The organism is Nonomuraea sp. NPDC050536 (assembly GCF_044457685.1).
Lineage (GTDB): Bacteria > Actinomycetota > Actinomycetes > Streptosporangiales > Streptosporangiaceae > Nonomuraea.
On sequence record NZ_JBITHD010000002.1, the window covers coordinates 322,823 to 348,449 of the forward strand.

24 protein-coding genes are annotated in these 25,627 nt (G+C 70.9%); 8 read left to right on the plus strand and 16 right to left on the minus strand.

Annotated features, from left to right (window positions below; translation table 11 throughout):
• Positions 1 to 32: 32 nt before the first annotated feature.
• Positions 33 to 761: a hypothetical protein gene (locus ACIBHX_RS08480; protein ID WP_397065536.1), complete on the minus strand. Its 729-nt coding sequence runs from the start codon at positions 759 to 761 to the stop codon at positions 33 to 35.
• Between the two features lie 89 nt (positions 762 to 850).
• Positions 851 to 1,945, minus strand: coding sequence for a serine hydrolase domain-containing protein (locus ACIBHX_RS08485; RefSeq protein WP_397065538.1), 1,095 nt, complete (start codon positions 1,943 to 1,945; stop codon positions 851 to 853).
• Here ACIBHX_RS08485 and ACIBHX_RS08490 point away from each other — a divergent pair.
• Together ACIBHX_RS08490 and ACIBHX_RS08495 are read left to right on the plus strand one after the other, a co-directional pair.
• On the plus strand, positions 1,944 to 2,288 hold the full coding sequence (locus tag ACIBHX_RS08490) for a hypothetical protein (protein ID WP_397065540.1): 345 nt from the start codon (positions 1,944 to 1,946) through the stop codon (positions 2,286 to 2,288). The two genes, ACIBHX_RS08485 and ACIBHX_RS08490, sit on opposite strands and share 2 nt — an antisense overlap.
• A 9-nt stretch (positions 2,289 to 2,297) precedes the next feature.
• On the plus strand, positions 2,298 to 5,096 hold the full coding sequence (locus tag ACIBHX_RS08495; protein ID WP_397065542.1) for a BTAD domain-containing putative transcriptional regulator: 2,799 nt from the start codon (positions 2,298 to 2,300) through the stop codon (positions 5,094 to 5,096).
• On the opposite strand, the gene purE is transcribed toward ACIBHX_RS08495, so the two are convergent.
• The 3 genes from purE to ACIBHX_RS08510 are packed head-to-tail and all read right to left on the minus strand — an operon-like array spanning position 5,048 to position 7,457.
• Positions 5,048 to 5,545, minus strand: a complete 498-nt coding sequence (gene purE / locus ACIBHX_RS08500; protein WP_397065544.1) for a 5-(carboxyamino)imidazole ribonucleotide mutase — start codon at positions 5,543 to 5,545, stop codon at positions 5,048 to 5,050. The two genes, ACIBHX_RS08495 and purE, sit on opposite strands and share 49 nt — an antisense overlap.
• Positions 5,542 to 6,684, minus strand: a complete 1,143-nt coding sequence (locus ACIBHX_RS08505; RefSeq protein WP_397065545.1) for a 5-(carboxyamino)imidazole ribonucleotide synthase — start codon at positions 6,682 to 6,684, stop codon at positions 5,542 to 5,544. The genes purE and ACIBHX_RS08505 overlap by 4 nt, the downstream gene beginning before the upstream one ends.
• Positions 6,685 to 6,695: 11 nt before the next feature.
• Complete coding sequence (locus tag ACIBHX_RS08510) at positions 6,696 to 7,457, minus strand: hypothetical protein (protein ID WP_397065547.1); 762 nt, start codon at positions 7,455 to 7,457, stop codon at positions 6,696 to 6,698.
• 219 nt (positions 7,458 to 7,676) lie between these two features.
• On the opposite strand from ACIBHX_RS08510, the gene ACIBHX_RS08515 reads away from it, so the two are divergent.
• Positions 7,677 to 8,150, plus strand: a complete 474-nt coding sequence (locus ACIBHX_RS08515; protein ID WP_397065549.1) for a GtrA family protein — start codon at positions 7,677 to 7,679, stop codon at positions 8,148 to 8,150.
• Here the strand turns inward: ACIBHX_RS08515 and ACIBHX_RS08520 are convergent.
• The 9 genes from ACIBHX_RS08520 to ACIBHX_RS08560 all read right to left on the minus strand — a co-directional run bounded on the left by ACIBHX_RS08520 (position 8,134) and on the right by ACIBHX_RS08560 (position 15,333).
• Positions 8,134 to 9,411: an ATP-binding protein gene (locus ACIBHX_RS08520; protein ID WP_397065551.1), complete on the minus strand. Its 1,278-nt coding sequence runs from the start codon at positions 9,409 to 9,411 to the stop codon at positions 8,134 to 8,136. The two genes, ACIBHX_RS08515 and ACIBHX_RS08520, sit on opposite strands and share 17 nt — an antisense overlap.
• 3 nt (positions 9,412 to 9,414) lie before the next feature.
• The gene (locus ACIBHX_RS08525) at positions 9,415 to 10,083 is read right to left on the minus strand and encodes a response regulator transcription factor (protein WP_043620820.1); all 669 of its coding nucleotides are present in this window, start codon (positions 10,081 to 10,083) and stop codon (positions 9,415 to 9,417) included.
• 354 nt (positions 10,084 to 10,437) lie between these two features.
• Positions 10,438 to 10,920, minus strand: a complete 483-nt coding sequence (bfr, locus tag ACIBHX_RS08530; protein WP_397065553.1) for a bacterioferritin — start codon at positions 10,918 to 10,920, stop codon at positions 10,438 to 10,440.
• 17 nt (positions 10,921 to 10,937) lie between these two features.
• Positions 10,938 to 11,114, minus strand: coding sequence for a bacterioferritin-associated ferredoxin (locus tag ACIBHX_RS08535; RefSeq protein WP_397065555.1), 177 nt, complete (start codon positions 11,112 to 11,114; stop codon positions 10,938 to 10,940).
• A gap of 88 nt (positions 11,115 to 11,202) precedes the next feature.
• Positions 11,203 to 11,805, minus strand: coding sequence for an MBL fold metallo-hydrolase (locus ACIBHX_RS08540; protein ID WP_397065557.1), 603 nt, complete (start codon positions 11,803 to 11,805; stop codon positions 11,203 to 11,205).
• Between the two features lie 74 nt (positions 11,806 to 11,879).
• Positions 11,880 to 12,965 (minus strand): S-(hydroxymethyl)mycothiol dehydrogenase, encoded by a 1,086-nt coding sequence (locus ACIBHX_RS08545; RefSeq protein WP_397065559.1) that lies wholly within the window; start codon positions 12,963 to 12,965, stop codon positions 11,880 to 11,882.
• Between the two features lie 16 nt (positions 12,966 to 12,981).
• Positions 12,982 to 13,956, minus strand: coding sequence for an adenylate cyclase regulatory domain-containing protein (locus tag ACIBHX_RS08550; protein WP_397065561.1), 975 nt, complete (start codon positions 13,954 to 13,956; stop codon positions 12,982 to 12,984).
• Positions 13,957 to 13,965: 9 nt separating this feature from the next.
• Entirely contained in the window at positions 13,966 to 14,478 is a 513-nt protein-coding gene (locus ACIBHX_RS08555; RefSeq protein ID WP_397065563.1) for a PH domain-containing protein, read from the minus strand.
• A 33-nt stretch (positions 14,479 to 14,511) separates the two neighbouring features.
• Positions 14,512 to 15,333 (minus strand): biotin--[acetyl-CoA-carboxylase] ligase, encoded by an 822-nt coding sequence (locus ACIBHX_RS08560; protein ID WP_397065565.1) that lies wholly within the window; start codon positions 15,331 to 15,333, stop codon positions 14,512 to 14,514.
• Between the two features lie 83 nt (positions 15,334 to 15,416).
• Here ACIBHX_RS08560 and ACIBHX_RS08565 point away from each other — a divergent pair, with 83 nt between their 5' ends.
• The 3 genes from ACIBHX_RS08565 to ACIBHX_RS08575 are packed head-to-tail and all read left to right on the plus strand — an operon-like array spanning position 15,417 to position 19,581.
• Entirely contained in the window at positions 15,417 to 17,591 is a 2,175-nt protein-coding gene (locus tag ACIBHX_RS08565; RefSeq protein WP_397065567.1) for an FdhF/YdeP family oxidoreductase, read from the plus strand.
• Positions 17,588 to 18,424: a formate dehydrogenase accessory sulfurtransferase FdhD gene (fdhD, locus tag ACIBHX_RS08570; protein ID WP_397065569.1), complete on the plus strand. Its 837-nt coding sequence runs from the start codon at positions 17,588 to 17,590 to the stop codon at positions 18,422 to 18,424. The genes ACIBHX_RS08565 and fdhD overlap by 4 nt, the downstream gene beginning before the upstream one ends.
• Positions 18,425 to 18,474: 50 nt before the next feature.
• Positions 18,475 to 19,581, plus strand: coding sequence for an epoxide hydrolase family protein (locus ACIBHX_RS08575; protein ID WP_397065571.1), 1,107 nt, complete (start codon positions 18,475 to 18,477; stop codon positions 19,579 to 19,581).
• On the opposite strand, the gene ACIBHX_RS08580 is transcribed toward ACIBHX_RS08575, so the two are convergent.
• Positions 19,565 to 20,488 carry a LysR family transcriptional regulator gene (locus tag ACIBHX_RS08580; protein ID WP_397065573.1) on the minus strand — a complete coding sequence of 308 codons (924 nt, stop codon included), beginning with the start codon at positions 20,486 to 20,488 and terminating at the stop codon, positions 19,565 to 19,567. The two genes, ACIBHX_RS08575 and ACIBHX_RS08580, sit on opposite strands and share 17 nt — an antisense overlap.
• 119 nt (positions 20,489 to 20,607) lie before the next feature.
• Here ACIBHX_RS08580 and ACIBHX_RS08585 point away from each other — a divergent pair, with 119 nt between their 5' ends.
• Positions 20,608 to 21,543, plus strand: coding sequence for a zinc-binding dehydrogenase (locus ACIBHX_RS08585; RefSeq protein WP_397065575.1), 936 nt, complete (start codon positions 20,608 to 20,610; stop codon positions 21,541 to 21,543).
• Positions 21,533 to 22,909 (plus strand): MFS transporter, encoded by a 1,377-nt coding sequence (locus ACIBHX_RS08590; RefSeq protein ID WP_397065577.1) that lies wholly within the window; start codon positions 21,533 to 21,535, stop codon positions 22,907 to 22,909. The genes ACIBHX_RS08585 and ACIBHX_RS08590 overlap by 11 nt, the downstream gene beginning before the upstream one ends.
• A 59-nt stretch (positions 22,910 to 22,968) precedes the next feature.
• Here the strand turns inward: ACIBHX_RS08590 and ACIBHX_RS08595 are convergent, their stop codons facing one another.
• Positions 22,969 to 25,590: a phosphoenolpyruvate carboxylase gene (locus ACIBHX_RS08595; RefSeq protein WP_397065578.1), complete on the minus strand. Its 2,622-nt coding sequence runs from the start codon at positions 25,588 to 25,590 to the stop codon at positions 22,969 to 22,971.
• Between the last annotated feature and the right edge of the window lie 37 nt (positions 25,591 to 25,627).

The window sequence follows — 25,627 nt, forward strand, 5'->3', positions numbered from 1 at the left end:
GTGGATAAGACGCGGCAGGCACCCCAAAGGTTCTATCCGCGGTTGATACGGACCTCCCCGGCACCGCTTCGCGCGATGATCGTACGGCCCGCGGAGGAGCCCGCGTCCTTGATCTGCGAGCGCGCACGGCCGTCGTCGCTCTTGACCGTCACCGCGTACTGGCCGTCGGGCACCGTGGCGGTCACGTTGCCGTCGTCGGCCATCAGGTCGAGCCGCGTCGGCGCGACCGCGAACGTCAGGTCGATCCCGCCCCCGGAGTTACGCACCTTGACGTCGGTGGACTTGATCCGCTCGCCCGAGATGCCGTCGTCCCTCCCATTGAGGCGCAGCGCCCCCGAGGTGTCGTACACCCGGATCCGCCCGCTCGACGACACGGTCGTGTCCTGCGTCAGCCCGTTGACGATCACCCCGTCGTCGTCACCGTCGATGACCAGCTTGACGCCGGGCGGCACCTTGACGTGATAGCGCCCGCCGCAGTCGCCGAACACGATCCGGCACGAGGCCCCCAGCCGCAGCGTGCCGTCCTTCAGCGACCAGGTCGCGTTGCCCTCCTGCGCGGCCTTCCGCCGCAGCCACCGGTCGACCTGCACGGACCCGGCTGCGCCCGGCTCGACCCGCAGCCCGCCGAGCGTCGTCTTGACCGTCAGCGTGCCGCCGGTGAAGGGGAAGGACTGGGCGGAGTGCACCTCCTTCGCGTCCAGCTCGACCCCGCACCCCGTGAGCATGATCGCGGCCACCACTAAGATGATGATTCGCTTCATACGGCCATGCTGGACGGCCCCGGAGCCGCGGCCATCGGCCATCTGACCGACTCCCGTCCCCCTTTCGGCCAGACCTCACCGATCCCGCACTACCTGGTGGTGGTCGGGGTTGGCATGGGCGACAGCGACGGCCCGGCGTAGATCTCATTGAGAACCGTCGGCAGCAGGGCGTTCGCCGTGGTCCTGCCGTCGGGCGACAGGGTCAGGTTCGTCCATATGACGAGCGTCACGTTGTTGGCTGCGTCGTAACCGATGAATGAGTTGTAGCCCGGCGCTTCGCCGCCGTGGTAGTACATCGCGGCGTTCGGCCCGAAACGCTGATAGGTGATGCCATAGCCGTATTGCTTCCCATCGGGTGTGGCCGGGTCCACGGCTTGCAGGCTGTGGAGCCATTGTCGCTGGTACGTGGCGTTGAAGACGTTGCCGGAAACCAGTGCTCGGATCCACGTGGCCAGGTTGTCCGCCGTGGAGATGACTCCGCCGGCAGCGGTGGCGTAGGAGGGGTTCTGGTTGGTGTAGTCGATGGGCTGGAGTGTTCCGTTCCGTGCGGCGGCCTGCATGTCGGCGGGGTACTGCTTGTCGGTCAGCGCGTAGGAGGTTCCGCCGTACATGTAGCCATGCGAGTAGGGAGCCGGGATGGAGTTGTCGTCGGCGGCGGGAAGCGAAGTCCGCCGCAGCCCGAACGGGCCGAGCAACCGGTCCTGCAACTGCTGGGCCAGGGGACGCCCACCGGCCTTCTCGGCGATCAGCCCCAGCAAGGCGTAGTTGGTGTTGCTGTAGTCGTAGGACGTGCCGGGCGGGAACAGCGGCGGGTGCCGGAACGCGATGGCCAGTACCTCCTGCGGTGTCCAGACCTTCGCCGGGTCGGCGTCCAGAGTCGCCGCCACCTCGGGCGCGTCCGTGTAGTCGTAGAGCCCGCTGCGCATCTTCAGCAGCTGCGCGATGGTGATGTTCTTGCCGTTGGGCACGTCTGGGACGTATGCCGACACCGGGTCGTTGAACCGGAGCTTGCCGTCCTGGGCGAGGAGCACGATCAGCGCCGCCGTCATGGTCTTGGTGTTCGAGGCGATCCGGAAATGAGTGTCCGCGTCCGGTGGCGTCCGCGTGCCCAGCTTGGTGGTGCCGACCATCGCTTCGAAGTTCCCCTGCGGTGTGCGTAGCAGGACCGCAGCCCCGGGGACCATGAGCTTCTTGGCGGCGGCGGCCACGACGGCCTTGAATGCGACCGGATCGATGGGCTTCAGAACCGCGGTCGTGGTGCCGGGCTGCGATGACGGGGTCGACCCGATCGACGTGTCCGAGCGCGCCGTGGTCGTCGATCCGGAAGTGAGCGAGCAGCTCGCGATCAAGAGGGCCACGCAGGGCGCGAGCCCGGTGATGGCGCGCGCCTTGCGGGAGCGACGTCCTGCGTGGCGCGTGCTCGGTCCGTTCTTCGCCTGGGAAACCCTCATCGTCACCCCGATACCAGCATCCTCGAAGCCTCGAAGATCAAGCTCATCGGGGTGGCCGGACCGCGGTCGTACCTAGAATGCGGCGATGAGGTTCGAGGTCTTCGGGGCGGTTCGTGGCTGGCGTGACGGTGTGGAGCTGGAGCTGGGCTCCCCGCAGCAGCGGCTGATCCTGGCCGCGCTGCTGCTGGCCAGGGGCCGGGTGCTGAGCCTGAGCCAGCTGGTCGACGTGCTGTGGGAGACGGATCCGCCCAAGACCGCGGTCAACGCCGTGCGCACCTACGTCTCGCGGCTGCGCGGCGCGCTCGGCCCCGATGCGATCGTCACCGTGGGGCCCGGCTACCAGGTGAACGCTGAGCTGGATCTGGAGGAGTTCGAGGCGCTGGCGGCCAAGGCCGAGGGCGCCGCGCCCGCGGAGGCGAGAGACTGGCTGCGCCGCGCGCTGGCGCTGGCGGTGGACGAGCCGCTGAGCGGGCTGCCGGGCCACTACGCGCAGGCGCAGCGCGCCCGGCTGGCCGAGGCGCGGCTCGACGTGCGGATCCGCGCCATCGAGGCCGACCTGGCCGTGGATCGCGCGTCCTCGGTGGTGGGCGAGCTGACCGAACTGTGCGCCGAGCACCCCATCTGGGAGCGGCCGCGGGCGCTGCTGATGCGCGCCCTGTACCGGTCGGGACGGCAGGCCGAGGCGATCGGCGCCTTCCACGACGCCAGGCGGCTGCTGGCCCGGGAGCTGGGCGTCGAACCCTCCGCGGAGCTGGGCGCCGTCTACCAGGAGATCATCACCGCCCGTCCCGACACGCCCGCCCCCGTGCGGACGGCCGTGGTTCCGCGGCAGTTGCCGGGCGACGTGCCGGACTTCACCGGCCGCAGGGGCGAGATGGCCGCCATGACCGAGGCGCTCACGCCGGGGACCGCCCTGGTGGTCTCCGCGGTGGCGGGACAGGGCGGAGTCGGCAAGACCACGCTGGCCGTCCACGTCGCGCACCGGCTCGCGGACCGCTTCCCCGACGGGCAGCTCTTCGCCGACCTGCTCGGCTCGGGTCCCGCGCCGGCCGAGCCTGCAGGGGTGCTGGGCGGGTTCCTGCGCGCGCTCGGCGTGCCCGAGCCGCCGGACGAGCTGAGCGAGCTGTCCGCCCTGTACCGCTCCACGCTCGCCGATCGGCGGATGCTGGTCGTGCTCGACAACGCCGCCTCCGCCGCCCAGGTCGAGCCGCTGCTGCCCGGCACCCCCGGCTGCGCCGTCGTCGTCACCAGCCGCGCCAGGCTCGCCGACCTGGGCGGCGCGCGGCACCTCGACCTCGAGGTGCTCGAACCCGGCGAGGCGCTCGAGCTGCTGGAAAGGATCCTCGGCCCGGCCCGGGTCGCCGCCGAGCGGGGCGTCGCGATGGATCTGGTGGCGGCCTGCGGGTTCCTGCCGCTGGCGATCAGAATCGCGGCCGCCCGGCTGGTCGCCCGGCCAGGCTGGACGCTCGCCTGGCTGCGCGACCGGCTCATGGACGAGCGGCGGCGGCTGGCGGAGCTGCGGGTCGGGGACCTGGCCGTGGAGTCGTGCTTCGCGCTGGGGTACGACCAGCTGGAGCCGCGCCTGGCCTCGGCGTTCAGGCTACTCGCCGTACCGGACATGCCCGATGTTTCGACGTCCGCGGCGGCCGCGCTGCTCGGGCTGGACTCCTTCGAGGCCGAGGAGCTGTGTGAGGCGCTGGTCGACCTGAGCATGCTCGAGTCGCGCTCGTCCGGCCGCTACCGCTTCCACGACCTGCTGCGCGTGTTCGCCAGGAGCCGGGTCGACCCCGCCGCCGATGAGGCGCTCGACCGGCTGCTCGGCTACTACGCCGCCGCCGTCGCCAACCGCTTCCGCTCGCTGTTCCCCGGCGACCTGCGCGCCGAGCTGCTGCCCACCGACCAGTGCGATGAGGACTTCGACCCCGCCGAGACCGACGCGCTGCTTGCTCTCGTACGGCAGGCCGCCCCGCGAGACCACGTCGACCGCCACCGGCTGGCCTGGACCGTGGACATGCTGACGGACGTCGCACCCGAATCCGTGGCGCTGCCGGGCACCCTCGATCGCCTGGTCGCGCACACCGTGGGCGAGCCGCGGGCCGAGGCCCTGGCCCGCTACGTCCGGTCGACCCTCTTCACGAACGACCCCGAGGTCCGGCGGGCCGATGCCCGAGCAGCCCTCGACCTAGCCCAGGGCGACCTGTACGTGGAGGCCGCCGCCAGCGCCGCCCTCGGCACCCTGGCCTATGACGACGGCGACTACCTGGCCTCGGCCGAGTTCCTCAGGCGGGGCGTCGAGGTCTTCGCCGCCCGCGGCGACAGGGGCGCCCAAGCCCTCTGGCTCGGCATCCTGGCCCGCTCGCTCGGCGCCGCCGACGAGCGGGGCCAGGCCGTGCAGGCGGCCAGGGAGGCCTACCGCATCCACGCCGAGCTCGGCGGCGGCACCCCGCGGCACCCGTGGGCGCCCTACCAGTTCGGAGTCACGCTGCAGGCCGTGGGCTCGCTCGAGGAGGCGTTGCGGATGTTCGAGGCGGCGGTCACCGGCTTCCGTGAGATCGGCGAGCTCGACTGGATCGGCACGGCCGCCACCCGCATGGCCGAGATCCACCTCGAGCTGGATGATCCCGTCCGCGCCCTGGACCGCGCCGAGCAGGGCCTCGCCGCGCTGCAGGAGGCCGGCGACGAGCACTGGCAGGGCAAGGCGCTGATGATCCTCGGTCAGGCCCTCGCCGCCACCGGCCATCCGGAACGCGGCCAGGCCTGCTACGTGGAGGCGCTGGAGATCTTCGACCGGCTCGGCCTGCCGGAGGCCGAGCAGGCCAGGGCCAGGATCGACGCTCAGCCGAGTTCTGCGGCCTCCGCGCGGAGCTTCTCGCCCTTGGCGTAGGCCTGCTGCTTGAGCTCGGCCTGGAAGGCCACCATCCGCTCGCGCAGCCCCTCGTCAGAGGCCCCCAGAATCCGTACGGCCAGCAGCCCCGCATTGCGGGCACCGCCCACCGCGACCGTGGCCACCGGAACTCCCGCGGGCATCTGGACGATCGACAGCAGCGAGTCCATCCCGTCGAGGTACTTCAGCGGCACCGGCACCCCGATCACCGGCAGCGGCGTGACCGAGGCGAGCATCCCCGGCAGGTGGGCCGCCCCGCCGGCACCGGCGATGATGACCCGGATACCGCGGGAGGCCGCCTGCTTGCCGTAGGCGATCATCTCCTCAGGCATGCGGTGAGCCGAGACCACGTCCGCCTCGAACGGCACGCCGAACTCGGCGACGGCCTCGGCGGCCAGGCGCATCACGGGCCAGTCGGAGTCGGACCCCATCACGATTCCCACGCTCATGCGTACTCCCCGGTGGTGAGGTAGACGGCGGCGTGGCGGGCGCGGGCGCGGACCGTCTCCAGGTCGTCGCCGATCGCCGTGACGTGGCCGATCTTGCGGCCCGGCCGTACCTGCTTGCCGTAGAAGTGGACCTTGATGCCGGGGTCGTGGGCCATCACGTGCTCGTAGCGGTGGAAGATCTCCTCGCCGCCGATGAGGTTGGCCATCACGGCGACCGGGGCGGTCATCGCGGGCGAGCCGAGCGGCAGGTCGAGCACGGCACGCAGGTGCTGCTCGAACTGGGAGGTGAGCGAGCCCTCGATGGTCCAGTGGCCGCTGTTGTGCGGCCGCATGGCCAGCTCGTTGACGACGAGTCCGCTCGCTGTCTGGAACATCTCCACCGCCAGCAGGCCCGTCACGCCGAGCGAGTCGGCGATCTCCAGGGCGATGCGCTGTGCCTGGGCGGCGTCCTCGGGGTCGAGCCCCGGCGCGGGCGCGAGGACCTCGACGCAGATGCCGTCCTGCTGGACCGTCTCGACGACCGGGTAGCTGACGCCCTGCCCGTGCGGCGAGCGCGCCACCAGCACGGCCAGCTCCCGCTCGAAGGGCACGAAGGCCTCGGCCATCAGCGGCACGCCCGACGCGACGACCTCCTCGGCGTCCGCGATCTCGCGACACATCCACACGCCGCGCCCGTCGTAACCCCCGCGGACGGCCTTGAGCACGACGGGCCAGCCGTGCTCCTGCGCGAATCCCGAGACATCCGACGTGGAGGTCACGCGTGCCCAGGCGGGACACGGCGCTCCGATGGCCGTCAGCCGCTCCCGCATCACGGCCTTGTCCTGCGCGTGCACCAGCGCGTCAGCGCCCGGATGCACGGCGATGCCGTCCGCGGCCAGCGCCCTGATGTGCTCGGTCGGCACGTGCTCGTGGTCGAAGGTGATCACGTCGCAGCCCTTGGCGAACTCGCGCAGGTCACCCAGGTCGCGGTAGTCGCCGAGCCGCGTGTCCACGATCACCCGCGCCGCGCTCTCGTCGGGGGCGTTGGCCAGCACCCGCAGCTCCACCCCGAGAGCGATCGCGGGCTGCTGCGTCATCCTGGCCAGCTGACCGGCGCCGACGATGCCGACGACCGGCCCGATGGGGCTGTAGGAACTCACGTTCGCTGAGCTTACCTGCGCAGGAGACCCACGGTCGCGCACCGGTTCCCCGCCGTGACCACGCTGGCCAGCTCGACGATCTCCGTACGGCCGGCCGTACGGCGGATCCGCAGCGCGTCGAAGACCAGCAGCCGCGTGCTCGACAGGGCCAGCGCCCGGGTGGTCCCGTCGAGGAACTCCACGTCGGCGATCCCCGCCCGCAGCCCCTGCAGCGGATCGCCGGGCGGGAAGCGGACCCCCTGCACCCCGGCGGGATCGGTCAGGAACGTCAGGTGCCGCTGCGGGACGAGCCCGGCCTCCATGGCGGTGTCCTGGTCCGCCGTGGCGCCGGGCGTGTAGGCGGGCGGGCGGCCGACGACAGGGATGGGGCCCGCGCCCAGCCGCCACCTGTTGTCCTCGAGCAGGAACACGAAGTAGGCGGGCGACGGCCCGCGCGCCAGCACGGCGAACCAGTCGCCGGCATCGGGCAGCAGGAACTCCGGGTCGTCGTATCGAGCTGGGCGGCCGTTCCGGGTCGCCTCACAGGCACGACCGCCCAGCGTCCTGGCCGCCCACGTGACCAGTTCGTCGACGGCCGCGCAGTCGTGCTGCGACAGGGCTCGGTCGAGGCGGTCGAGCAGCTGGAACGCCTGCTCGGCCGTCGCCTGGTCGACGCGGTGGGCGGAGATCGACGGAGCGGGCTCGTCGGGTGGCACGGCGACGCCGCCGCCGGGCGTTCCGCATCCCGCCAGGACGGTCAGAGCGCCGAGGAGGGCGAGCAGTCGTCGCGGCAAGGGTGAGTCCCGAGGTCGTAGGCCGTCCCGGGCGCCCCGCCCCGACCGGATGCGCCCTGCGATCTGGAACCGCAGCGTAATGCCCAGCTATCGGGAATGCCGCCCATAGGACGATATTTCTAGAAGTGTTCCTTCAGGTTCCAGCGCTCTTGCCCACGGCGCTGACCGTCACCGGTAGTCTGGGGTGGTCATGCCTGTTATGAGACCGGGGACGGGGACTTGATCAGACGCCTCTACCAGCGCTTCGCCGCCCTGGTCCACGAGCTCGCCAAGTTCGGGGTGATCGGCGCCATCGCCTTCGTCATCAGCTACGGCGTGCGCAACGTGCTCTGGGTTTTGTGGGGATCAGAGGGCACGATCACGGCCACGGTCATCGCGACCGTGATCGCCACCACCTTCGCCTACGTGGGCAACCGCTACTGGACCTACCGGCACCGCGACCAGAGCGGGCTGGGACGCGAATACCTGCTGTTCTTCATGCTCAACGGCATCGGCTTGCTGATCGAGGTGCTGTGCGTGGGGTTCAGCAAGTACACGCTCGGCTTCCAGAGTCTGCTGGCCAACAACATCGCGTCGCTGATCGGCACGGGGCTGGGCACGCTGTTCCGCTTCTGGTCCTATCGCCGCTGGGTGTTCCTGGAGGCCACCGAACCGATCCCGGCCGAGCTGCCCGAGGTCAAGCAGGACCGCTGACCACGCGGTTGCGCCCGTTCTGCTCGGCCGGCCGCAGGAAGATCGCGAAGGCGGCGGGCCGCCGCCGCACCAGTTCCAGCCGGCCGCCGTCGGAGGCGGCCATCGCGCGGGCCAGCGTCAGGCCGAGGCCCGTGCCTCCGCCGCCGCTCACGTTCCGCTCGAAGACCTTCGGCGCGATGTCGTCGGCGATTCCGGGACCCTTGTCGGACACCTCGACGACCACGTAGTTGTCGCTCACGGTGGTCGTGACCTTGACCGCGCCGCCGCCGTGCCGCAGCGAGTTCTCCAGCAGTGAGGCGATCACCTGGCCGAAGCCGCCGGTGGTGGCCATCGCCTTCAGCCCGCGCGTGCCCTCGAGCCGCAGCTCGCGGCCGACGCCGCGGAAGACCGGATCCCACTCCTTGACCTGCTGGTCCAGGATGTCGTCGATGGCGACGGGCTCCGCCTGCGACTGGCGCTGGCGGCGGGCCGCGGCCAGCAGCTCGTCGATCACCGCGGTGAGCCGTTCCGCCTGCACGATGGCGGCCTCGCCCTCCTCGCGCACGATCACCGGCTGGTCGGAGGCCGCGACGATCTCCTCCAGGCGCATGGTGAGCCCGGTCAGCGGGGTGCGCAGCTGGTGCGAGGCGTCGGTGGCGAACTCCCGCTCGCGCGTGAGCAGGTCGGAGATGCGGGTGGCGCTGCGGTCGAGCACCTCCGCCACCCGGTCGAGCTCGGGGATGCCGTAGCGGTGTTTGCTCGGTCTCGCGTCGCCCGAGCCGAGCCTGTCGGCGATCTTCGCCAGGTCCAGCAAGGGCAGCGTCAGCCGCCGGGACTGGACGATCGCGAGCCCCACCGCCACCGCGAGAGCCGCGACAGCCAGGGCCACGATCAGCAGCAGTCGTGCGCGCACGTCCTGCTCGACCTGGTCCTTGTCTCGGCTCACCCGGACGTAGATCCCGCTTTCCGACTGGGCGTCCTCGGTCATCTGGTGACCGGACGGCGGTGCGGTGCCGACGATGGTCGCCTTGGGTGGGGTCCCGCGTTCGTATATCTGTATGTAGCGGTCAGGGTATTTCTGCGTGAGCTGCTGGGGGTCGAGTGGCGTCTCCTGGATCCGGGCGTACTCGACCTCGCCCACCAGGCGGGTCGCCTCGGCCCTGAGCTCCTGAGCGGCCTCGTCGACGATGAGGCGGCTGACCACGATCCCCAGGGGAACCCCGAGCAGGAGCACCGCTATGACAGCGACGACCAGGGTGGACGTGAGCAGGCGTCTACGCATCGCCTACTCGCGTTCGAACCGGAAGCCGACTCCTCGAACGGTCGTGATGTAACGCGGCTTCGCGGCGTCGTCGCCCAGCTTGCGCCGAAGCCAGGAGATGTGCATGTCGAGGGTCTTGGTGGAGCCCCACCAGTTGGTGTCCCACACCTCGCGCATGATCTGCTCGCGGGTGACCACCTTGCCGGCGTCGCGCACGAGCACGCGCAGCAGGTCGAACTCCTTTGTGGTCAGGTGCAGCTCCTTCTCCCCCATCCAGGCGCGGCGCGAGTCGGCATCGATCCGCACCCCCTGGACCACCGGGGTCTCCGACGTGCCGCGCCGCAGCAGCGCGCGCACGCGCGCGAGCAGCTCGGCCAGCCGGAATGGTTTGGTCACGTAGTCGTCCGCGCCGGCGTCCAGGCCGACGACCGTGTCGACCTCGTCGACGCGTGCGGTCAGGATCAGCACCGGAGTGCCGTGCCCTTCGGCCCGGATCCGGCGTGCCACTTCCAGGCCGTCCATCTCGGGCAGGCCAAGGTCAAGAACGATGAGGTCGATCCCCCCCGACAGAGCCCTCTCCAGGGCCTGCGGGCCGTCGGGGCTCACCTCAACCTGATAGCCCTCGCGGCGTAGCGCACGCGCGAGCGGCTCGGAAATCGAGGTGTCATCCTCGGCGAGAAGTACGCAGGTCATGAAGCGATCGTAGGACCTTAGGCGATCGTTTCCCGGCTGCAGCGCGCGGTTTGACTCGTCGTTGACCTATCCATTGACCTGGGCAAACGCGGATAAATATCGGCCAGTCCCGATTAAAGCACCCGGGTATTCCAGGATCGCGCACAGCGCGCCCCACCGGCACCACACGCCTCACCTGTTCGCCGCGCTCCATGCCCATTCTTGCGCGCCCCCGGCAATTTCCGCCCGTATGCAAACAAAACCCCGAATCACCACCAATGGCATGGGACTCCAGATTTCGGGCAACGGGCGTCCAACAACGGCCCTCAACGCGAGAAGGCCCGCTGCGAGGCAGCGGGCCTGGAAGCCGGGAGATCAGTCGGCCGACGGGGGTTCGGCGTAGCGGGCGAGGTAGAGCTGCTCGCCGAGGCTCTGGATGAGGGCGAGCTCCGTCTCCAGGTAGTCGATGTGGTGCTCCTCGTCCTCGAGGATGTCCTCGAAGATGCGGGCGGAGGTGACGTCGCCCTTCTCGCGCATGAGCTGGATGCCCGGGCGCAGCCGCTCCACGACCGCGAGCTCCACCTCCAGGTCGGCGCGGAGCTGCTCCTCGACCGTCTGCCCGATGTGCAGCGTGCCCAGGCGCTGGTAGTTGGGCAGGCCTTCGAGGAAGAGGATGCGGTCCGTGAGCCGCTCGGCGTGCCGCATCTCATCGATCGACTCGGCCCGGGTGTGCTCGGCGAGCTTGGTATAGCCCCAGTGCTCCTGCATCTTGGCGTGCAGGAAGTACTGGTTGATCGCGGTGAGCTCGGCGGTGAGCTGCTCGTTCAGCAACTCGATGATCTGCTTGTCGCCCTGCATTGAACGGGCCCCTTGCGCTATGCGGTCGTGAGTTCTTCAGACCTTTTCAGGATTGCACAGATCTTCCGCACACAAGTTGCACAGTCGCCGCCCGCGCCGGTGGTGTCGCGAACCTGCCGCGCGCTCTTGGCGCCGGCCGCAATACAGTCGTGGACCTCGTTCTCGGTCACAGCACGACAAACGCAGACGTACATCCGGGGGCAAGCCTCTCAGGCAGATAGGTTAGGCACGCCTAAGATACCTCCCTTTGGTAAGGCTTGCCTATGTTAGGTCCGCCACAGATCAGTAACCCCTGGCTATCCATTCCTCCAGGTGTGGGGCCTCCGTGCCGATCGTGGTGGAATCACCGTGCCCGGTTTTCACCACGGTCTCGGGAGGCAACACCAGCAACCGGGTCCTGATCGACTCGATGATGGTCTCGAAGGACGAGAACGACCGGCCCGTCGCGCCCGGCCCTCCCTTGAACAGGGTGTCACCGCTGAAGAGCACGCCCTGCCCCAGCAGGCACACCGCTCCCGGCGAGTGCCCCGGGGTGTGGATCACCTCGAAGGACACCCCGCCGACCTCGAGCTTCTCGCCGTCGCTCAGCGGCGTGTACGGCACGGCGTCGCCGTACACCGCCTCCCAGAGCATGTGGTCGGCGGGATGCAGCAGGATCGGCGCGCCCAGCTCGGCGGCCGCGTTGATGTGGTCGTTGTGGCCGTGGGTGCAGAAGACGGCCTTGATCGTCCGATCGCCCACGCGATCGAGGATCACGGAGGCGGAGTGGGAGGCGTCGATGACGATCACCTCGCGGGCGTCGCCGACGATCCAGACATTGTTGTCCACCTCCCACGTACCGCCGTCCAAAGAGAACGTGCCGGAGGTGATGACGCGGTCGATCATGGCCCTCGAGCCTGGCGGCTCGAAGGCCCTGATCGAGTCGATGCTGTGTCTAATGGTTCGTTCGCTTCGCTCTCTCACAGGACCACCACCGAACGCAGCACCTCGCCGCGGTGCATCTTGGCGAAGGCCTCCTCGACCTGGTCCAGGCCGATTCGCTCGGAGACGAACTTGTCGAGCGGCAGCCGGTTCTGCAGGAAGAGGTCGACGAGCATGGGGAAGTCGCGGGAGGGCAGGCAGTCGCCGTACCAGGAGGACTTGAGCGCGCCGCCGCGGCCGAAGACGTCGAGCAGAGGCAGCTCCAGCCGCATGTCGGGCGTGGGCACGCCGACCAGGACCACGGTGCCCGCCAGGTCGCGGGCGTAGAAGGCCTGCTGGTAGGTCTCGGGGCGGCCGACCGCCTCGATCACGACGTCGGCCCCGTGTCCGCCGGTCAGCGACCTGATCGCCTCGACCGGGTCGGTCTCGGCGGAGTTCACCACGTCGGTGGCGCCGAAGCCGCGCGCCCACTCCAGCTTGCGCGGGTCCACGTCGACGGCGATGACCTTGGTCGCGCCCGCCAGCGAGGCGCCCAGGACGGCCGCGTCGCCCACGCCGCCGCAGCCGATGACGGCCACGCTGTCGCCGCGGGTGACCCCGCCGGTGTTGATGGCCGCGCCGAGCCCGGCCATCACGCCGCAGCCGAGCAGCCCGGCCACCTCGGCCGGCGCCTCGGCCGAGACCTTGGTGCACTGCCCGGCCGCGACGAGCGTCTTCTCCAGGAAGGCGCCGATTCCGAGCGCGGGCGACAGCTCGGTGCCGTCCTTCAGTGTCATCTTCTGCGCGGCGTTGTGGGTGTTGAAGCAGTACCAGGGCCGCCCGCGCAGGCAGGCGCGGCACTGGCCGCAGACCGCGCGCCAGTTGAGGATGACGAAGTCGCCGGGCGCCACGTCGGTCACGCCCTCGCCGACCGCCTCGACGACGCCGGCGGCCTCGTGGCCGAGCAGGAACGGGAAGTCATCGTTGATGCCGCCCTCGCGATAGTGCAGGTCGGTGTGGCAGACCCCGCAGGCCTTGACGTTCACCACCGCCTCGCCGGGACCCGGGTCGGGCACCAGCACGGTCTCGAGGGTTACTTCCTGGCCTTTACCTCGGGCGATGACACCCTGCACTTCGTACGGCATGCCAGCCATCCTCCGTTCAACCGGATGATCTCCGCAAGACGTAGGGCTGCACCACGCCGAGCCCGCGGGCGGGACGCCGCCGGATCTTGTGCGCCTCGACGGCCGGGACGCCCTCCACCTGGGAGGCCAGCTCGGAGTCGACCACGATCGTGCCAGGCCGGGCGATGGCCGTCAGCCGCGCCGCCAGGTTGACCGTGGTGCCGAAGATGTCGCCCATCATCGGCAGCACCGGCCCGTAGGCCATGCCGATGCGCAGCTCCCCGGTCTCGACCAGCTCCAGCGCGATCTCGGCGGCCTGCTCGGCGGTCGGCGCGGTGAACAGCACCTCGTCACCCAGCGTCTTGACCAGCCGGGCGCCGTGCGCGGCGATGACGTCGGACGCCCGCGCCTCGAACCCCTCCACCAGGTCGCCCAGCTCGCGCTCGTCCAGCTCCCTGGCGCGCCGGGTGAAGGAGACGAGGTCGGCGAAGCCCACCGCGATCGACAGGCGGGTGGGCACCAGCTCCTCGTTGATGTCGGCGATGGCCAGCAGCCGGGTGCCGGCCGCGGCCAGCTGCTCGCGCCAGACGTGCACCAGGACCTGCTCGAAGTCGGGCAGCAGTTGCTGGGCGGTCGTCAGCACATGGGCCAGGTCGGCGTCGGAGGCCTCGCGGTCGCGCGGCAGCATCGCGCCGATCATGATCTCGGCCTGCCACTGAGCCAGCCTGGCCGTGGTCTGGCCGAGCGCGCGGGCCATCCGGATGACCGTCTGCTCGTCCAGCAGCCCGCTGTCGAGGATCGTGCGGACCCTGCTGAGGATCGCGACGTCGGCGTCGGTGAAGGCCACGGTGTCGTCGGGCAGCGTGGCGAAGCCGAGCGCTCGCCAGATCCGCTCGGCCAGCTCGGACGGCACGCCCGCCTTGGCCGAGACCTCGGACCTGGTGTAGCGGGCGGGGTGGCCGACCAGCAGCTGCTCGATCTCCTCGGCGGTCGGCCTGCGTGAGGTGTCCACGCCCTGAGGCTACTGGCCGTCCACCTGGCCGTCGGAGATGTCCTCCACGGCGCGGAACAGATCGGCCCTGACATCCTGGATTCTGGGGATGTCACGCAGCACGAGCTGGCCCTCGTCGCTGGCGGACTCGACGGTCAGCGTGCCGCAGCCGAGGATGCGCTCGAAGAACGCCTGGTCGGAGCTCACCGAGTTGACCTTGGTCAGCGGGATCTCGTCGGTCGACTTGTTCAGCACGCCGGTGCTGATCGTGAAGCGGTGCGAGGTGAGCACGTAGCCGGTGTTGCGCCACTGCAGGTAGGGCACGAACGACCACACGGTCAGCAGCAGCACCGCGATGACGCCCGCCGCGACCCTGCCGTAGAAGGCGTACTGCCACGTGCTGGGGATGAAGAACAGTGCGGCGCCGAAGGCCAGCACGATGAGCACGAGCGCGATGAACGGCACGACCATCCGCTTCCAATGCGGATGGAACGACCGGATGCGCTTCTCACCAGTCGTCAGGTGGTGGTCCGGGAGGGTCATGGCCCACATCGTGCCACCTGGGCAGCCGCAGAGCTACGAAGACGGGCGAACGTGGATCACCTCGCCGGCGCTCAGGGTGTACGTCCGGCCGCCCGCGTCCACCTGGAGGCAGCCGGACCTGTCGACGCCGGTGGCCTGTCCGATCAGCAGCTTGCCTCCCGGCAGCTCGACCCTGACCTGCTGCCCGATCGTGGCGCTCGAGGCCTGGTAGGCGGCCCGCAGCCCGGCGGCGTCGGCGTCTCCCCCGCTGGCGCTCCAGTCGCGGTAGTGCCGCTCCAGTTCCCTGAGTACGGCACGCAGCAGCGGATCGCGGTCGACGCAGGCGGCCTCCTCGATGGCCAGCGAGGTGGCGGTCTCGACGGGCGCCTCCGAGCTCTTGAGGGAGACGTTGAGCCCCATGCCGATGACCACGGCGTCCTCCACCCGCTCGGCCAGCACGCCCGCCAGCTTGCGCTCGCCGATCAGCAGGTCGTTGGGCCACTTCAGGCGCACGTCCACCTCGGCCAGGCGGCGCAGCGCCGAGGCGGCGGCCACGCCGAACAGCAGGGGCAGCCAGCCCTGCGCGGTCGGCGGGACGGTGGGCCGCAGCAGCACCGAGAACGTCAGCCCGGAGCGCGGCGGCGCTGTCCAGGTCCTGCCGAGCCTGCCGCGCCCGGCGACCTGCGACTCGGCCACCAGCACGGCGCCCTCCAGCGCACCGGCGCGAGCCGCCTCGCCCAGGTCGGCGTTGGTGGACCCGGTGCTGTCGACGACCGTGATACTGGTCCACAGGCTGCCAGGCCGTACGAGGGCGCGCTCGAGAGCCGCCTGGGAAAGCGGCGGGCGCTCGAGGTCGGAGTATCGGGAAACGGCCATCTCCCTATCTTGACGGAACGGCTATGGCTGTCATCGCCCGGGCTCGGCTGTTCCCCGGACGAAGCCCCAGGCAGGATGGGGGCATGAACCCGCGTAACTGGGCCTCGTGGCGGCCGTTCGGCATCGGCCTGCGCAAACCGAACAACTACCTGGAGCTGTGGAAGGCGTTCAAGTCGGTCAAGGGCAACCGGCGCTACGCCTGGCGCATCCTCAACCAGGGCACGTGCGACGGATGCGCGCTCGGCACGCACGGGATGCGGGACTGGACGATGGACGAGATCCATCTGTGCAACATCCGGCTCCGGTTGCTGCCGCTGAACACGATGCCCGCCCTGGACCACCGGAAGCTGGGCGACGTCTCCGGGCTGAAGGGCATGAAGAGCGCCGAGCTGCGGGAGCTGGGCCGCCTGCCGTACCCCATGCTGCGCAGGAAGGGCGACCAGGGCTTCACCCGCATCTCCTGGGACGAGGCGCTGCGCATCGCGGCGGAGTCGCTCGAAGGCGCTCGCTCCGGCACGTATCTGACCAGCCGCGGCGTGCCGAACGAGAACTACTACGCCGCCCAGAAGGCCGTGCGGGCGATGGGCAGCAACAACGTCGACAACGCCGCCCGCATCTGCCACTCGCCCTCGACCGTGGCGCTCAAGCAGACGATCGGCGCGGCGGCCACCACCTGTTCCTACACGGACTGGATCGGATCCGATCTGATCGTCTTCATCGGCTCGAACCCGGCCAACAACCAGCCGGTCGCCATGAAGTACCTCTACCACGCCAAGAAGGCCGGCACCCGGATCGCGATGGTCAACACCTACCGCGAGCCGGGCATGGACCGTTACTGGGTCCCGTCGAACGCCGAGTCGGCGCTGTTCGGCACGAAGATGACCGACGAGTTCTTCGGCGTCAACGTGGGCGGCGACATCGGCTTCCTGACCGGCGTGCTCAAGCACCTGATCGAGAACGACTGGGTGGACAAGGAGTTCGTCGAGTCCCGCACCAAGGGCTTCGAGCAGGTACGGCAGGCCGTCACCGACCAGCCGTGGGAGCGGCTCGAGGCGATCTCCGGAGCCTCGCGCGACGACATGCTCCGCCTGGCCAGGCTGCTCGGCGAGGCCAAGTCGGCGGTGCTGGTGTGGTCGATGGGCATCACGCAGCACACCTACGGCGAGGACAACGTCCGCTCGATCGTGAACCTGGCGCTGGCCAGGGGCTTCGTCGGCCGCGACAGGTGCGGGCTGATGCCGATCCGTGGCCACAGCGGCGTCCAGGGCGGGGCCGAGATGGGCGCCTACGCCACCGGTCTGCCCGGCGGCCTGCCGATCACGCCGGAGAACGCCGCCAGGTTCACCGGCCTGTGGGGCTTTGAGGTGCCCACCACGCCCGGCCTGACCGCGACCGAGATGATCGACGCGGCCCACTCCGGCGACCTGGACGTGCTGATCTCCTCCGGCGGCAACTTCCTCGAGGTGCTGCCCGATCCGGACCACTGCCGCGAGGCGCTGTCCAGGCTCAGGCTGCGTATCCACATCGACATCGTGCTGTCGTCGCAGATGCTGGTGGACGGGGACGTTCTCGTCCTGCCCGCGCAGACCCGTTACGAGATGGTCGGAGGGATCACCCAGACCTCCACCGAGCGCCGCATCATCTTCTCCCCCGAGGTCGAGGGCCCGCGCGTCGGCGAGGCCTGGCCGGAGTGGAAGATCTTCACCGAGCTGGCGTCCCGCATCGGGCCTGACATCCGCTTCACCGGAACTCCGCAGATCCGTGCGGAGATCGAGCGGGCCGTCCCCTTCTACGCGGGTATCTCCGAGCTGACGGGCTTCGGGGACAACGTCCAGTACGGCGGGCGCCACCTGTTCTCCGACGGCCGCTTCCAGACCGCGGACGGCCTGGCCGCGTTCTCGGTGCTGGAGTTGCCCCACCTGGAACGGCCCGACGGGTCGTTCATGGTGGCGACGCGGCGCGGCAAGCAGTTCAACAGCATGGTCCACGAGCGCCGCGACGGCTTCAACGGCGCCATGCGCGAGGCCGTGCTGATGAGCGACTACGACGCCGACCGCCTGGGCCTGGCCGACGGCACGGCGGTCGAGCTGCGCGCGGACGGGCGCTCCTACCTGGGCAGGGTGCTGCGGGCACCGCTCGTGCCGGGCAACCTGCAGATCCACTGGCCCGAGGGCAACGTCCTGCTCGACGAGGCCCGTCGCTCCCCCGACGCCAAGATCCCCGACTACAACGCTCTCGTCACGGTGCACAAGCTATGACCACTCCAACCCGGCCCGGCCCCACAACCCGCGCCCGAATCCGCGAAATTTCCGGAAATGTCGCCCGAGACCGGCGCGACGACCTCGCCACCGAGGAGCCGATGGAGATCCGGCTCGCGGGCGCCGACGGCGCCCGCAAGACGCTGGCGATCACCATGCGCACCCCCGGCCACGACTTCGAGCTGGCGGCCGGCTTCCTGAACGGCGAGGGCATCGGCGGCATCGCGGCCATCGCCTACTGCACCGACGACGACGTCGAGCCCGAGGCCCGCTACAACGTCGTCACGGTGCACCTGCGGGGCCCGGTCCCCGAGCTGCCCAGCCTCGACCGGCACTTCATGACCTCGAGCGCGTGCGGGGTGTGCGGCTCGGCCAGCCTCGACGCGCTGCGCGACCGCTGCTCCCCGCTGCCCGCCGATCCGCTGCGACTCACCCCGCAGACCCTGTACGGCATGCCGTACGCGCTCAGGAAGGCGCAGGGGGTGTTCGGGAAGACCGGCGGGCTGCACGCGGCGGGGCTGTTCACCGCCGAGGGAGAGCTGCTGGCGGTCCGCGAGGACGTGGGCAGGCACAACGCCGTGGACAAGGTGGTCGGCTGGGCCGGGCTGCAGGGACGGCTGCCGCTGCGCGGGCACGTGCTGATGGTCAGCGGCAGGGCCAGCTACGAGATCATGCAGAAGGCGCTGGCCGCGGGGATCCCGGCGGTGTGCGCGGTGTCGGCGCCCTCGTCGCTGGCCGTCGACCTGGCCCGCGAGTTCGGGATGACGCTGGTCGGTTTCCTGCGTGAGGAGCGGTGCAACGTCTACGCCGGGGCCGAGCGGATTGTGGAATAAAGCATTCCGTTCTGCTAAACTGAGGGCACATCCTCTCGAAAGGGACGACCATGAGTGAGATCCGCGACTTCCGCATCGACATCCCCCAGTCCGACCTCGACAGCCTGCGGAGCAAGCTGGCGGACGTGCGGTGGCCCGCCCAGGTCTCCGGCGCCGGCTGGAGCAGGGGCGTCCCCGTGGACCACCTCAAGGACCTGGTCGAGTACTGGGCCGACGGCTACGACTGGCGCGCGTGGGAGAAGCGGCTCAACACCCACCCGCAGTTCGTGACCGAGATCGACGGCCAGGACATCCACTTCGTCCACGTCCGCTCCTCCCGTGAGGACGCGCTGCCGCTGCTGCTCGCGCACGGCTGGCCGGGCTCGATCGTGGAGTTCCTGGACGTGATCGAGCCGCTGTCGGCCGACTTCCACCTGGTCATCCCCTCCCACCCGAACTTCGGCTTCTCCGGCCCGACCACCGATGCCGGGTGGGACTCCTTCCGCATCGCCAAGGCCTACGCGCAGCTGATGGAGCGCCTCGGTTATGACCGCTACGGCGTGCAGGGCGGCGACTTCGGCGCCTTCATCGCTCCCGACCTGGGCCGGGTCGCCCCCGAGCACGTGGTGGGCGTGCACGTCAACGCGGCCACCGCCGGGTTCATCCCGTTCGGCGGGGTGGACGAGGAGACCCTGGCGAGCCTCACCGACGGGGAGAAGGTCCGCCTGGAGCGGATGCAGCGGTTCCTGTCCGACGGCAATGGCTACTTCCAGATCATGGCGTCCCGTCCGCACACGATCGGGTTCGGGCTCGCCGACTCCCCGGTCGGGCTGCTTGCCTGGATCGGCGAGAAGATGCACGACTGGGCCTACCCTGCCGGGTCGATCGACCGGGACCACCTGCTGACCAACGTGATGGTCTACTGGCTGACCAACACGGGCTCGTCGTCGTCGCAGATGTACTACGAGTCCATGCACACCGGCAACTGGCCCACCCCGTCGCAGACGCCGACGGCCGTGGCCAACTTCGCCGAGGACATCGCCATCCGGCGCTTCTCCGAGCCGCTGAACAACATCGTGCGCTGGACCGAGTACGACCGCGGCGGTCACTTCGCCGCGCTGGAGGCGCCGGACCTGCTCGTCTCCGACGTACGCGAGTTCTTCAGCTCTCTGCGATAGGCACCCAGTGCCTGGCCGGGTCGTAGTCGAGCCATCCGTTGGCCCGCACGGCCCGGCCTACCGCGTCCAGCAGCAGGGGCAGCAGCGGGTGCCGCTCGCCCTCGCGCCACACCAGCGACCAGCCGTACAGCGGGGTGGGCTCGGCCAGCGGCACCCGCCTGAGCCCCGCCGCGACCGGGGCCTCGGCGGGCAGCAGGAGGTACTGCCCAGGTGTGGACCGCAGGTGGTCCAGGTTGGCCTCCATGCCGAGGTTGACCCCGCCGAAGGCGTGCGGCAGCCCGAACTCCTCGGCGAACAGCCGCAGGAACTCCAGCCTGGCCGCGTCCGCGGGGAACCACAGCTCGCCCGCCCGCAGATCCTCCGGCCGCAGCCGGTCGGCCGCGGCCAGCGGGCTGTCCTGGCTCATCACGGCGGCCACCGGCTCCAGCCTCACCAGGCGCCGCGTCAGCCCGTCGGGCAGCGGCCCAGCCGGCGCCCAGCCGAAGCCCGCGTCCAGCTCGTCCCGCCGCAGGCCGGTTACCGCGGCGGCGACGTCGGAGCGCATGCCGAGCGCCAGGTCCAGCCCCGGCTCCAGCTCGACGAGCAGGCGCACCATGCGCTGCGGACCGTACAGGTGGCTCCACACGTCCAGGCGCAGCGGCCGGTCGTCGTGGACGGCCGCCGCCACGGCGCGGTCGGCGGCGCGCAGCGTCTCGACGGCGGGCTCGAGGAACCGCCTGCCCGCGGCGGTGAGCTCGACCACGTGGCCGCCCCGGTCGAACAGCCGGGTGCCGAGCACCTCCTCGAGCCGGGCGATCCGCTTGGACAGCGCCTGCTGGGTGAGGTAGAGCTCGGCGGCGGCCTGGCCGAAATGCAGCCGCTCGGCGGTGACCACGAACGCCCTGACCTGGGCGAGGTCCAGATCCACCCCGTTCACCTCCCCTGACAACCGCCCGTTGTCGAAGCCGCGCGAGAGCTGTTGGACGCTCCCTGGCCGGCCCCGCTTATCTGGTTTCGGACATTCCACCGAAACTCTAAGGGGTCTCCATGAAGGCGCTCCTTCCCACCGGCGTGCCCGGGAACCTGGTCGAGCCGGGCTCGGCCGACCAGCCCGCGCCGGGTCCCGGCGAGGCGCTGGTCAAGGTCGAGGCGTTCTCGATCAACCGGGGCGAGGTGCTCCAGCTGCACCGCCCGCAGCCCGGGTCACGGCCGGGCAAGGACGTGGCCGGGCTCGTCGTTCAGGCCGCGGCGGACGGCTCCGGGCCGCGCGTGGGCCAGCGGGTCGTCGCCCACCTGCCGGGCGCCGGCTGGGCCGAGTACGCGGCGGCGCCCACGGACGCGGTGGCGGTGCTGCCCGACTCGGTGTCCACGGTCACCGCGGCCGCGCTGCCGCTGGCCGGGCTCACCGCGCTGCGGCTGCTGCGGACCGCCGGGTGTGTGGCGGGCTGCAAGGTCCTGATCACCGGGGCCTCCGGCGGCGTGGGCCACTACTTCGTCGAGCTGGCCGCGGCGGCGGGCGCGAGCGTCACCGCGGTCACCGCCTCGCCCGAGCGCGGGCGGCGGCTGCTCGAGCTGGGGGCCGCGGCCGTGGTCCACGACCTGGACGACGCCCGCGGGCCGTTCGGCAGCGTGCTGGAGTCGGTGGGCGGCACGTCGCTACCGCGAGCGCTCGCGCTGCTGGCTCCCGGCGGGAGCCTCTTCTGGTTCGGACAGGCCTCGCGGGAGCCCGCCACTCTCAGCTTCTTCGACTTCTTCAAGGGGCCGCTGTCGGCGACGATCCGCCACTTCAGCTACGCCGACTCGGCCGAGCCGTACCGGACGGACCTCGAGGCGCTGGTGCGGCTGGTCGCGGACGGGCGGCTGCACCCGGAGATCGGGCGCCTGGCCGACTGGAGCCAGACCGCCGAGGCCCTGGACGACCTGCACGAGCGCCGGATCACCGGCAAGGCCGTGCTGACGATTGGACACCGAGATGAGCACTGAGATGACCGCCTTGACCGTTGACCGGATCACCATGACCACGCGGCAGCGACTGGTCCTGGTGCTGCTGCTCGGCTCGCAGTTCATGCTGGCCGTGGACTTCTCGATCCTGAACGTGGCACTGCCCGCGATCGGAAAGGGGCTGGGGTTCTCGATGGAGAACCTGCAGTGGATCGCGACCGCGATGATGCTGCCGTCGGCCGGGTTCACGCTGCTGTTCGGCCGCATCGCGGACCTGGTGGGGCGGCGGCGGATGCTGCTGACCGGCATGGTGCTGCTGGCGGCCGGTTCGCTGGCCGGCGGGCTCGCGGAGTCGCCCGGCATGCTGCTCGCGGCCAGGGTCGCGCAGGGCATGGCCGCCGCGCTGGCCACTCCCGCCGCGCTGTCGCTGCTGACCACCTCCTTCCCCGAGGGGCCGCTGCGCGACAGGGCGCTCGGGCTGAACGGCACGCTGCTGTCGGCGGGGTTCACCGCGGGCGCCGTGTTCGGCGGGCTGCTGACCGACCTGCTGAGCTGGCGATGGGCCTTCTTCGTGAACCTGCCCGTGGCCGCGGCGGTCGTGCTGGCCGCGCCCGGGCTGCTGCCCGAGAGCCGCGGCGAGGAGCGGGCCAGGCTGGACGTGCCGGGCGCGCTGACCGTGACCGCCGGGATGCTCGCGCTGGTCTACGGCGTCACCACGGCCTCGTGGCCGGCCATCGCGCTGGCCGTGGCGCTGCTGGCGGCGTTCTGGCTGATCGAACGGCGCGCGGCCGCGCCGCTGGCGCCGATCGGGGTGCTGACCAGGCGCACCGTGCGCGGCGGGAACCTGGGCGGGCTGGTCACGTTCACCATGGAGAGCTCGCTGATCTTCCTGCTCACGCTCTACCTGCAGAACGTACTGTCCTACACGCCGCTGCAGACCGGGCTGGTCTTCGCCGTGCTGGGCGTGGCCGCCTTCGCGGGCGGGCTGCTCGCGCCCAAGGTGATCGGCCGGGTGGGCAACCGGGCGGCGCTGGTCGGCGGGCTCGTGCTGCAGGGCGTGGCGACCGGCTCGCTGGTCCTGCTCGGGCAGGACGGCGCGGGCTCGCTCGTCCTCGTGCTCGCCGTGCCCGCCGCCGGTGCCGTCGGCCACCTGGTCGCGATCGTGTCGTACATGGTGACGGCCACCTCGGGGCTGCCCGACAGCGAGCAGGGGCTGGCCACCGGGCTGGCCTCGATGACCCAGCAGGTGGGCATCACCATGGGCATCCCAGTGATCAGCGCGGTGATCAGCGCGGTGGCCACGGCCGGCGGCTCGGTCCTGGCGGGGGTGCACACGGCGATCCTGGTGAACGCGGCCATCGTGCTCGTGGGAGCCGGGGCCGTGCGCTGGATCCTGCGCCGGTCATGATTCGGCACGCCGGTCAGGGCGCTCACCCGCGACCCCGCCAAGGGCGGGGCTGCCCGGCTCTAGCCGGTGTTCTGCAGCCCGGCTGCCACGCCGTTGACCGACAGGAGCAGGAGCGTCGACAGGCGCTCCCGCTCCTGCTCTCCCACCTCGCCGGTGCGCAGCGCCGACAGCGCGCGCAACTGCAGGTGGGACAGCGCGTCCACGTACGGGTCGCGCAGCTGCACGGCGCGCGAGAGGACCTTCCTGTTCTCCAGCAGCCGCGTGTGCCCGGTGACCTCCAGCACGAGCCGCCTGGTCAGGTCGTACTCGGTGAGGACCTGCTCGGCGAAGTCCTTGCGGCCGCCGAGCGCGAGATAACGCTCGGCGATGGAGCGGTCGGTCTTGGCCAGCGACATCTCGGCGTTGTCGAGCATCGCGTTGAACAGCGGCCACTCGGCGTAGGCGGCCCGCAGCTCCTCCATCGAGTCGACCGCGGCCAGCCCGCTGCCCAGGCCGTACCAGCCGGGCAGGTTGACCCGGGTCTGCGCCCAGGCGAACACCCACGGGATCGCCCGCAGGTCGTCCAGCGAGCGCGGCGCCCCGAGCCCGCGCCTGGCGGGCCGGGAACCCAGGCGCAGCGAGCCGATCTCCTCCAGCGGGCTCACCAGCGCGAACCACTCGGGGAAGCCCGGGTCCTCCGTCAACGCCCGGTACGCCTGCTCTGAGGCCTGTGCGACCTGGGCGGCCAGCGGGCGGAAGCGCTCGGCGGCGGCAGCCGTACGGGATCCGATGGACGGCGAGGAGGCCAGCAGGACGGCGTTGGTGACCTGCTCCATGTGGCGGCGGGCGATCGCGGTGTGACCGTAGCGGGCGAAGATGACCTCGCCCTGCTCCGTCACCTTGAAGCGGCCGGCGACCGAGCCCGGCGCCTGGGCGAGCACCGCCCGGTTGGCGGGACCGCCGCCGCGGCCGAGCGCGCCACCGCGGCCGTGGAACATGCGCAGCTTCACCTCGTGCCGCTGCGCCCAGGCGGTCAGCTGCTCCTGCGCCTCGTAGAGCTTGAGCGTGGCCGCCGCGGGGCCGAGCTCCTTGGCCGAGTCGGAGTAGCCCAGCATGATCTCCATGCGCCGCCCGGTGGCCGCCAGCCTGGCCTGGACCTGCGGGAGCTCCAGCATTCCCGACAGGACCGTGGGCGAGTTCTCCAGGTCCTGGCCGGACTCGAAGAGCGGCACCACGTCCAGCACCGGCGCCTTGGCGCCCAGGGCGTGCTCGGCCAGCTCGTAGACGGCAGCGACGTCGTCGGCCGTGCGGGTGAAGGAGACGACGTAGCGGGAGCAGGCGGTGACGCCGAAGCGCTCCTGGATCCAGCCGATCACCCGGATCGTGGCCAGGACCTCCTCGGTGCGCTCCGACAGCTCACCGCCGGCCCTGATCTCCTCCAGGGCGGCCGCGTGCACCTGGGAGTGCTGGCGCACCTCCAGCTCGGCCAGGTGGAAGCCGAACGTCTCGACCTGCCAGATCAGGTGCTGCAGCTCGCCGTAGGCCTGCCGTCTGGCGCTGCGGGCCAGGGAGTCCTGGCCCAGGCGCAGGTCGGCGAGCAGGTCGGCGGGCGAGCGGTAGGCCAGGTTGAGGTCGCTCTCGCGGGTGGCGGCGATGCGGGAGGCGACGAACAGCAGCCACTGCCGGTGTGGCTCCTCGGGCGAGCGGGTGGCCAGCTCGGAGACCTGGTCGGGGTTGGCGTCCTCGGCCATGCGCAGCGCCGCGCGCAGCTCGGGCGAGGGCGGGGTGAACTGGGCCGCCGCGGTGATCGTGCGGGCGATGCGGGTGCAGGCCGCCTCCAGCGCGCTCAGCACGTGCTCGGCCTGGATGAGGATGGTCTCGCGGGTGACGCGGGCGGTGACGTTGGGGTTGCCGTCGCGGTCGCCGCCGATCCAGCTGCCATAGCGGATGTACGGCCTGGCCAGCGGCGGCCGGGTGCCGCTCCCCTCGCCGAGCGCCTGGTCCAGCGAGCGGTAGACCTGCGGCACCATGCGGAAGAGCGTCTCGTCGAAGGCCGCCATCGCGGTGCGGACCTCGTCGAGCGGGTCCAGCTTGGTGTTGCGCAGCTGGGCGGTGCGCCAGAGCAGGTCGATCTCCTCCAGCAGGCGGCGCCTGCTCTCCTCGCGCTCGGAGGCGCCCCTGCCCGGGGTGTTGTACTCGGTGAGCTGCCCGCTGATGCGCTGGATCGCGGTGACCACGGCCCGGCGGCGCGCCTCGGTGGGGTGCGCGGTCAGCACCGGGTGCAGCTCCAGCCCCTCGACCAGCTCGGCCACCCGCTCGCGGCCCAGCTCCTCGACGGCCTGGGCCGGCGACCCGCGCAGCGGCTCGCCGTCCACGTCGCGTTCGCGCAGCGTGCGGATGCGGTAGTGCTCCTCGGCGAGGTTGGCCAGATGGAAGTAGCAGGTGAAGGCGCGGGCGATCTGGACCGCCCGGTCGATCTCCCACCCGGCCACCATGGCGGCGATCTCGTCGCTGGAGACCTCGCCCAGGCGGGCGGCGATCACGGACTTCCGCAGCCTCTCGACGTCCTCGAGCAGGTCTTCGCCGCCCTGCTCGGCGATCACCTGGCCGAGCAGCTTGCCGAGCAGCCGCACGTCGTGGCGCAGCTCGTCGGGCATCTCGGTGACGGCCTCGCTACGACGTTGGACCCCCTGGTCAATCATGTTCCGAGGTTATCGAGTCGTCTCGAAAGCGCGCAGA

Excerpts from the sequence above, each read along its gene's own strand:
- ACIBHX_RS08555 (WP_397065563.1), bottom strand. The coding sequence starts at position 14,478 with ATGACCCTCCCGGACCACCACCTGACGACTGGTGAGAAGCGCATCCGG.
- ACIBHX_RS08595 (WP_397065578.1), bottom strand. The coding sequence starts at position 25,590 with ATGATTGACCAGGGGGTCCAACGTCGTAGCGAGGCCGTCACCGAGATG.
- ACIBHX_RS08545 (WP_397065559.1), bottom strand. The coding sequence starts at position 12,965 with ATGCCGTACGAAGTGCAGGGTGTCATCGCCCGAGGTAAAGGCCAGGAA.
- ACIBHX_RS08590 (WP_397065577.1), top strand. The coding sequence starts at position 21,533 with ATGAGCACTGAGATGACCGCCTTGACCGTTGACCGGATCACCATGACC.
- ACIBHX_RS08525 (WP_043620820.1), bottom strand. The coding sequence starts at position 10,083 with ATGACCTGCGTACTTCTCGCCGAGGATGACACCTCGATTTCCGAGCCG.
- ACIBHX_RS08495 (WP_397065542.1), top strand. The coding sequence starts at position 2,298 with ATGAGGTTCGAGGTCTTCGGGGCGGTTCGTGGCTGGCGTGACGGTGTG.
- ACIBHX_RS08540 (WP_397065557.1), bottom strand. The coding sequence starts at position 11,805 with ATGATCGACCGCGTCATCACCTCCGGCACGTTCTCTTTGGACGGCGGT.
- ACIBHX_RS08535 (WP_397065555.1), bottom strand. The coding sequence starts at position 11,114 with ATGTACGTCTGCGTTTGTCGTGCTGTGACCGAGAACGAGGTCCACGAC.
- ACIBHX_RS08520 (WP_397065551.1), bottom strand. The coding sequence starts at position 9,411 with ATGCGTAGACGCCTGCTCACGTCCACCCTGGTCGTCGCTGTCATAGCG.
- ACIBHX_RS08585 (WP_397065575.1), top strand. The coding sequence starts at position 20,608 with ATGAAGGCGCTCCTTCCCACCGGCGTGCCCGGGAACCTGGTCGAGCCG.
- ACIBHX_RS08560 (WP_397065565.1), bottom strand. The coding sequence starts at position 15,333 with ATGGCCGTTTCCCGATACTCCGACCTCGAGCGCCCGCCGCTTTCCCAG.
- ACIBHX_RS08480 (WP_397065536.1), bottom strand. The coding sequence starts at position 761 with ATGAAGCGAATCATCATCTTAGTGGTGGCCGCGATCATGCTCACGGGG.
- ACIBHX_RS08575 (WP_397065571.1), top strand. The coding sequence starts at position 18,475 with ATGAGTGAGATCCGCGACTTCCGCATCGACATCCCCCAGTCCGACCTC.
- ACIBHX_RS08485 (WP_397065538.1), bottom strand. The coding sequence starts at position 1,945 with ATGGTCCCCGGGGCTGCGGTCCTGCTACGCACACCGCAGGGGAACTTC.
- ACIBHX_RS08490 (WP_397065540.1), top strand. The coding sequence starts at position 1,944 with ATGAGCTTCTTGGCGGCGGCGGCCACGACGGCCTTGAATGCGACCGGA.
- ACIBHX_RS08565 (WP_397065567.1), top strand. The coding sequence starts at position 15,417 with ATGAACCCGCGTAACTGGGCCTCGTGGCGGCCGTTCGGCATCGGCCTG.
- fdhD (WP_397065569.1), top strand. The coding sequence starts at position 17,588 with ATGACCACTCCAACCCGGCCCGGCCCCACAACCCGCGCCCGAATCCGC.
- bfr (WP_397065553.1), bottom strand. The coding sequence starts at position 10,920 with ATGCAGGGCGACAAGCAGATCATCGAGTTGCTGAACGAGCAGCTCACC.
- purE (WP_397065544.1), bottom strand. The coding sequence starts at position 5,545 with ATGAGCGTGGGAATCGTGATGGGGTCCGACTCCGACTGGCCCGTGATG.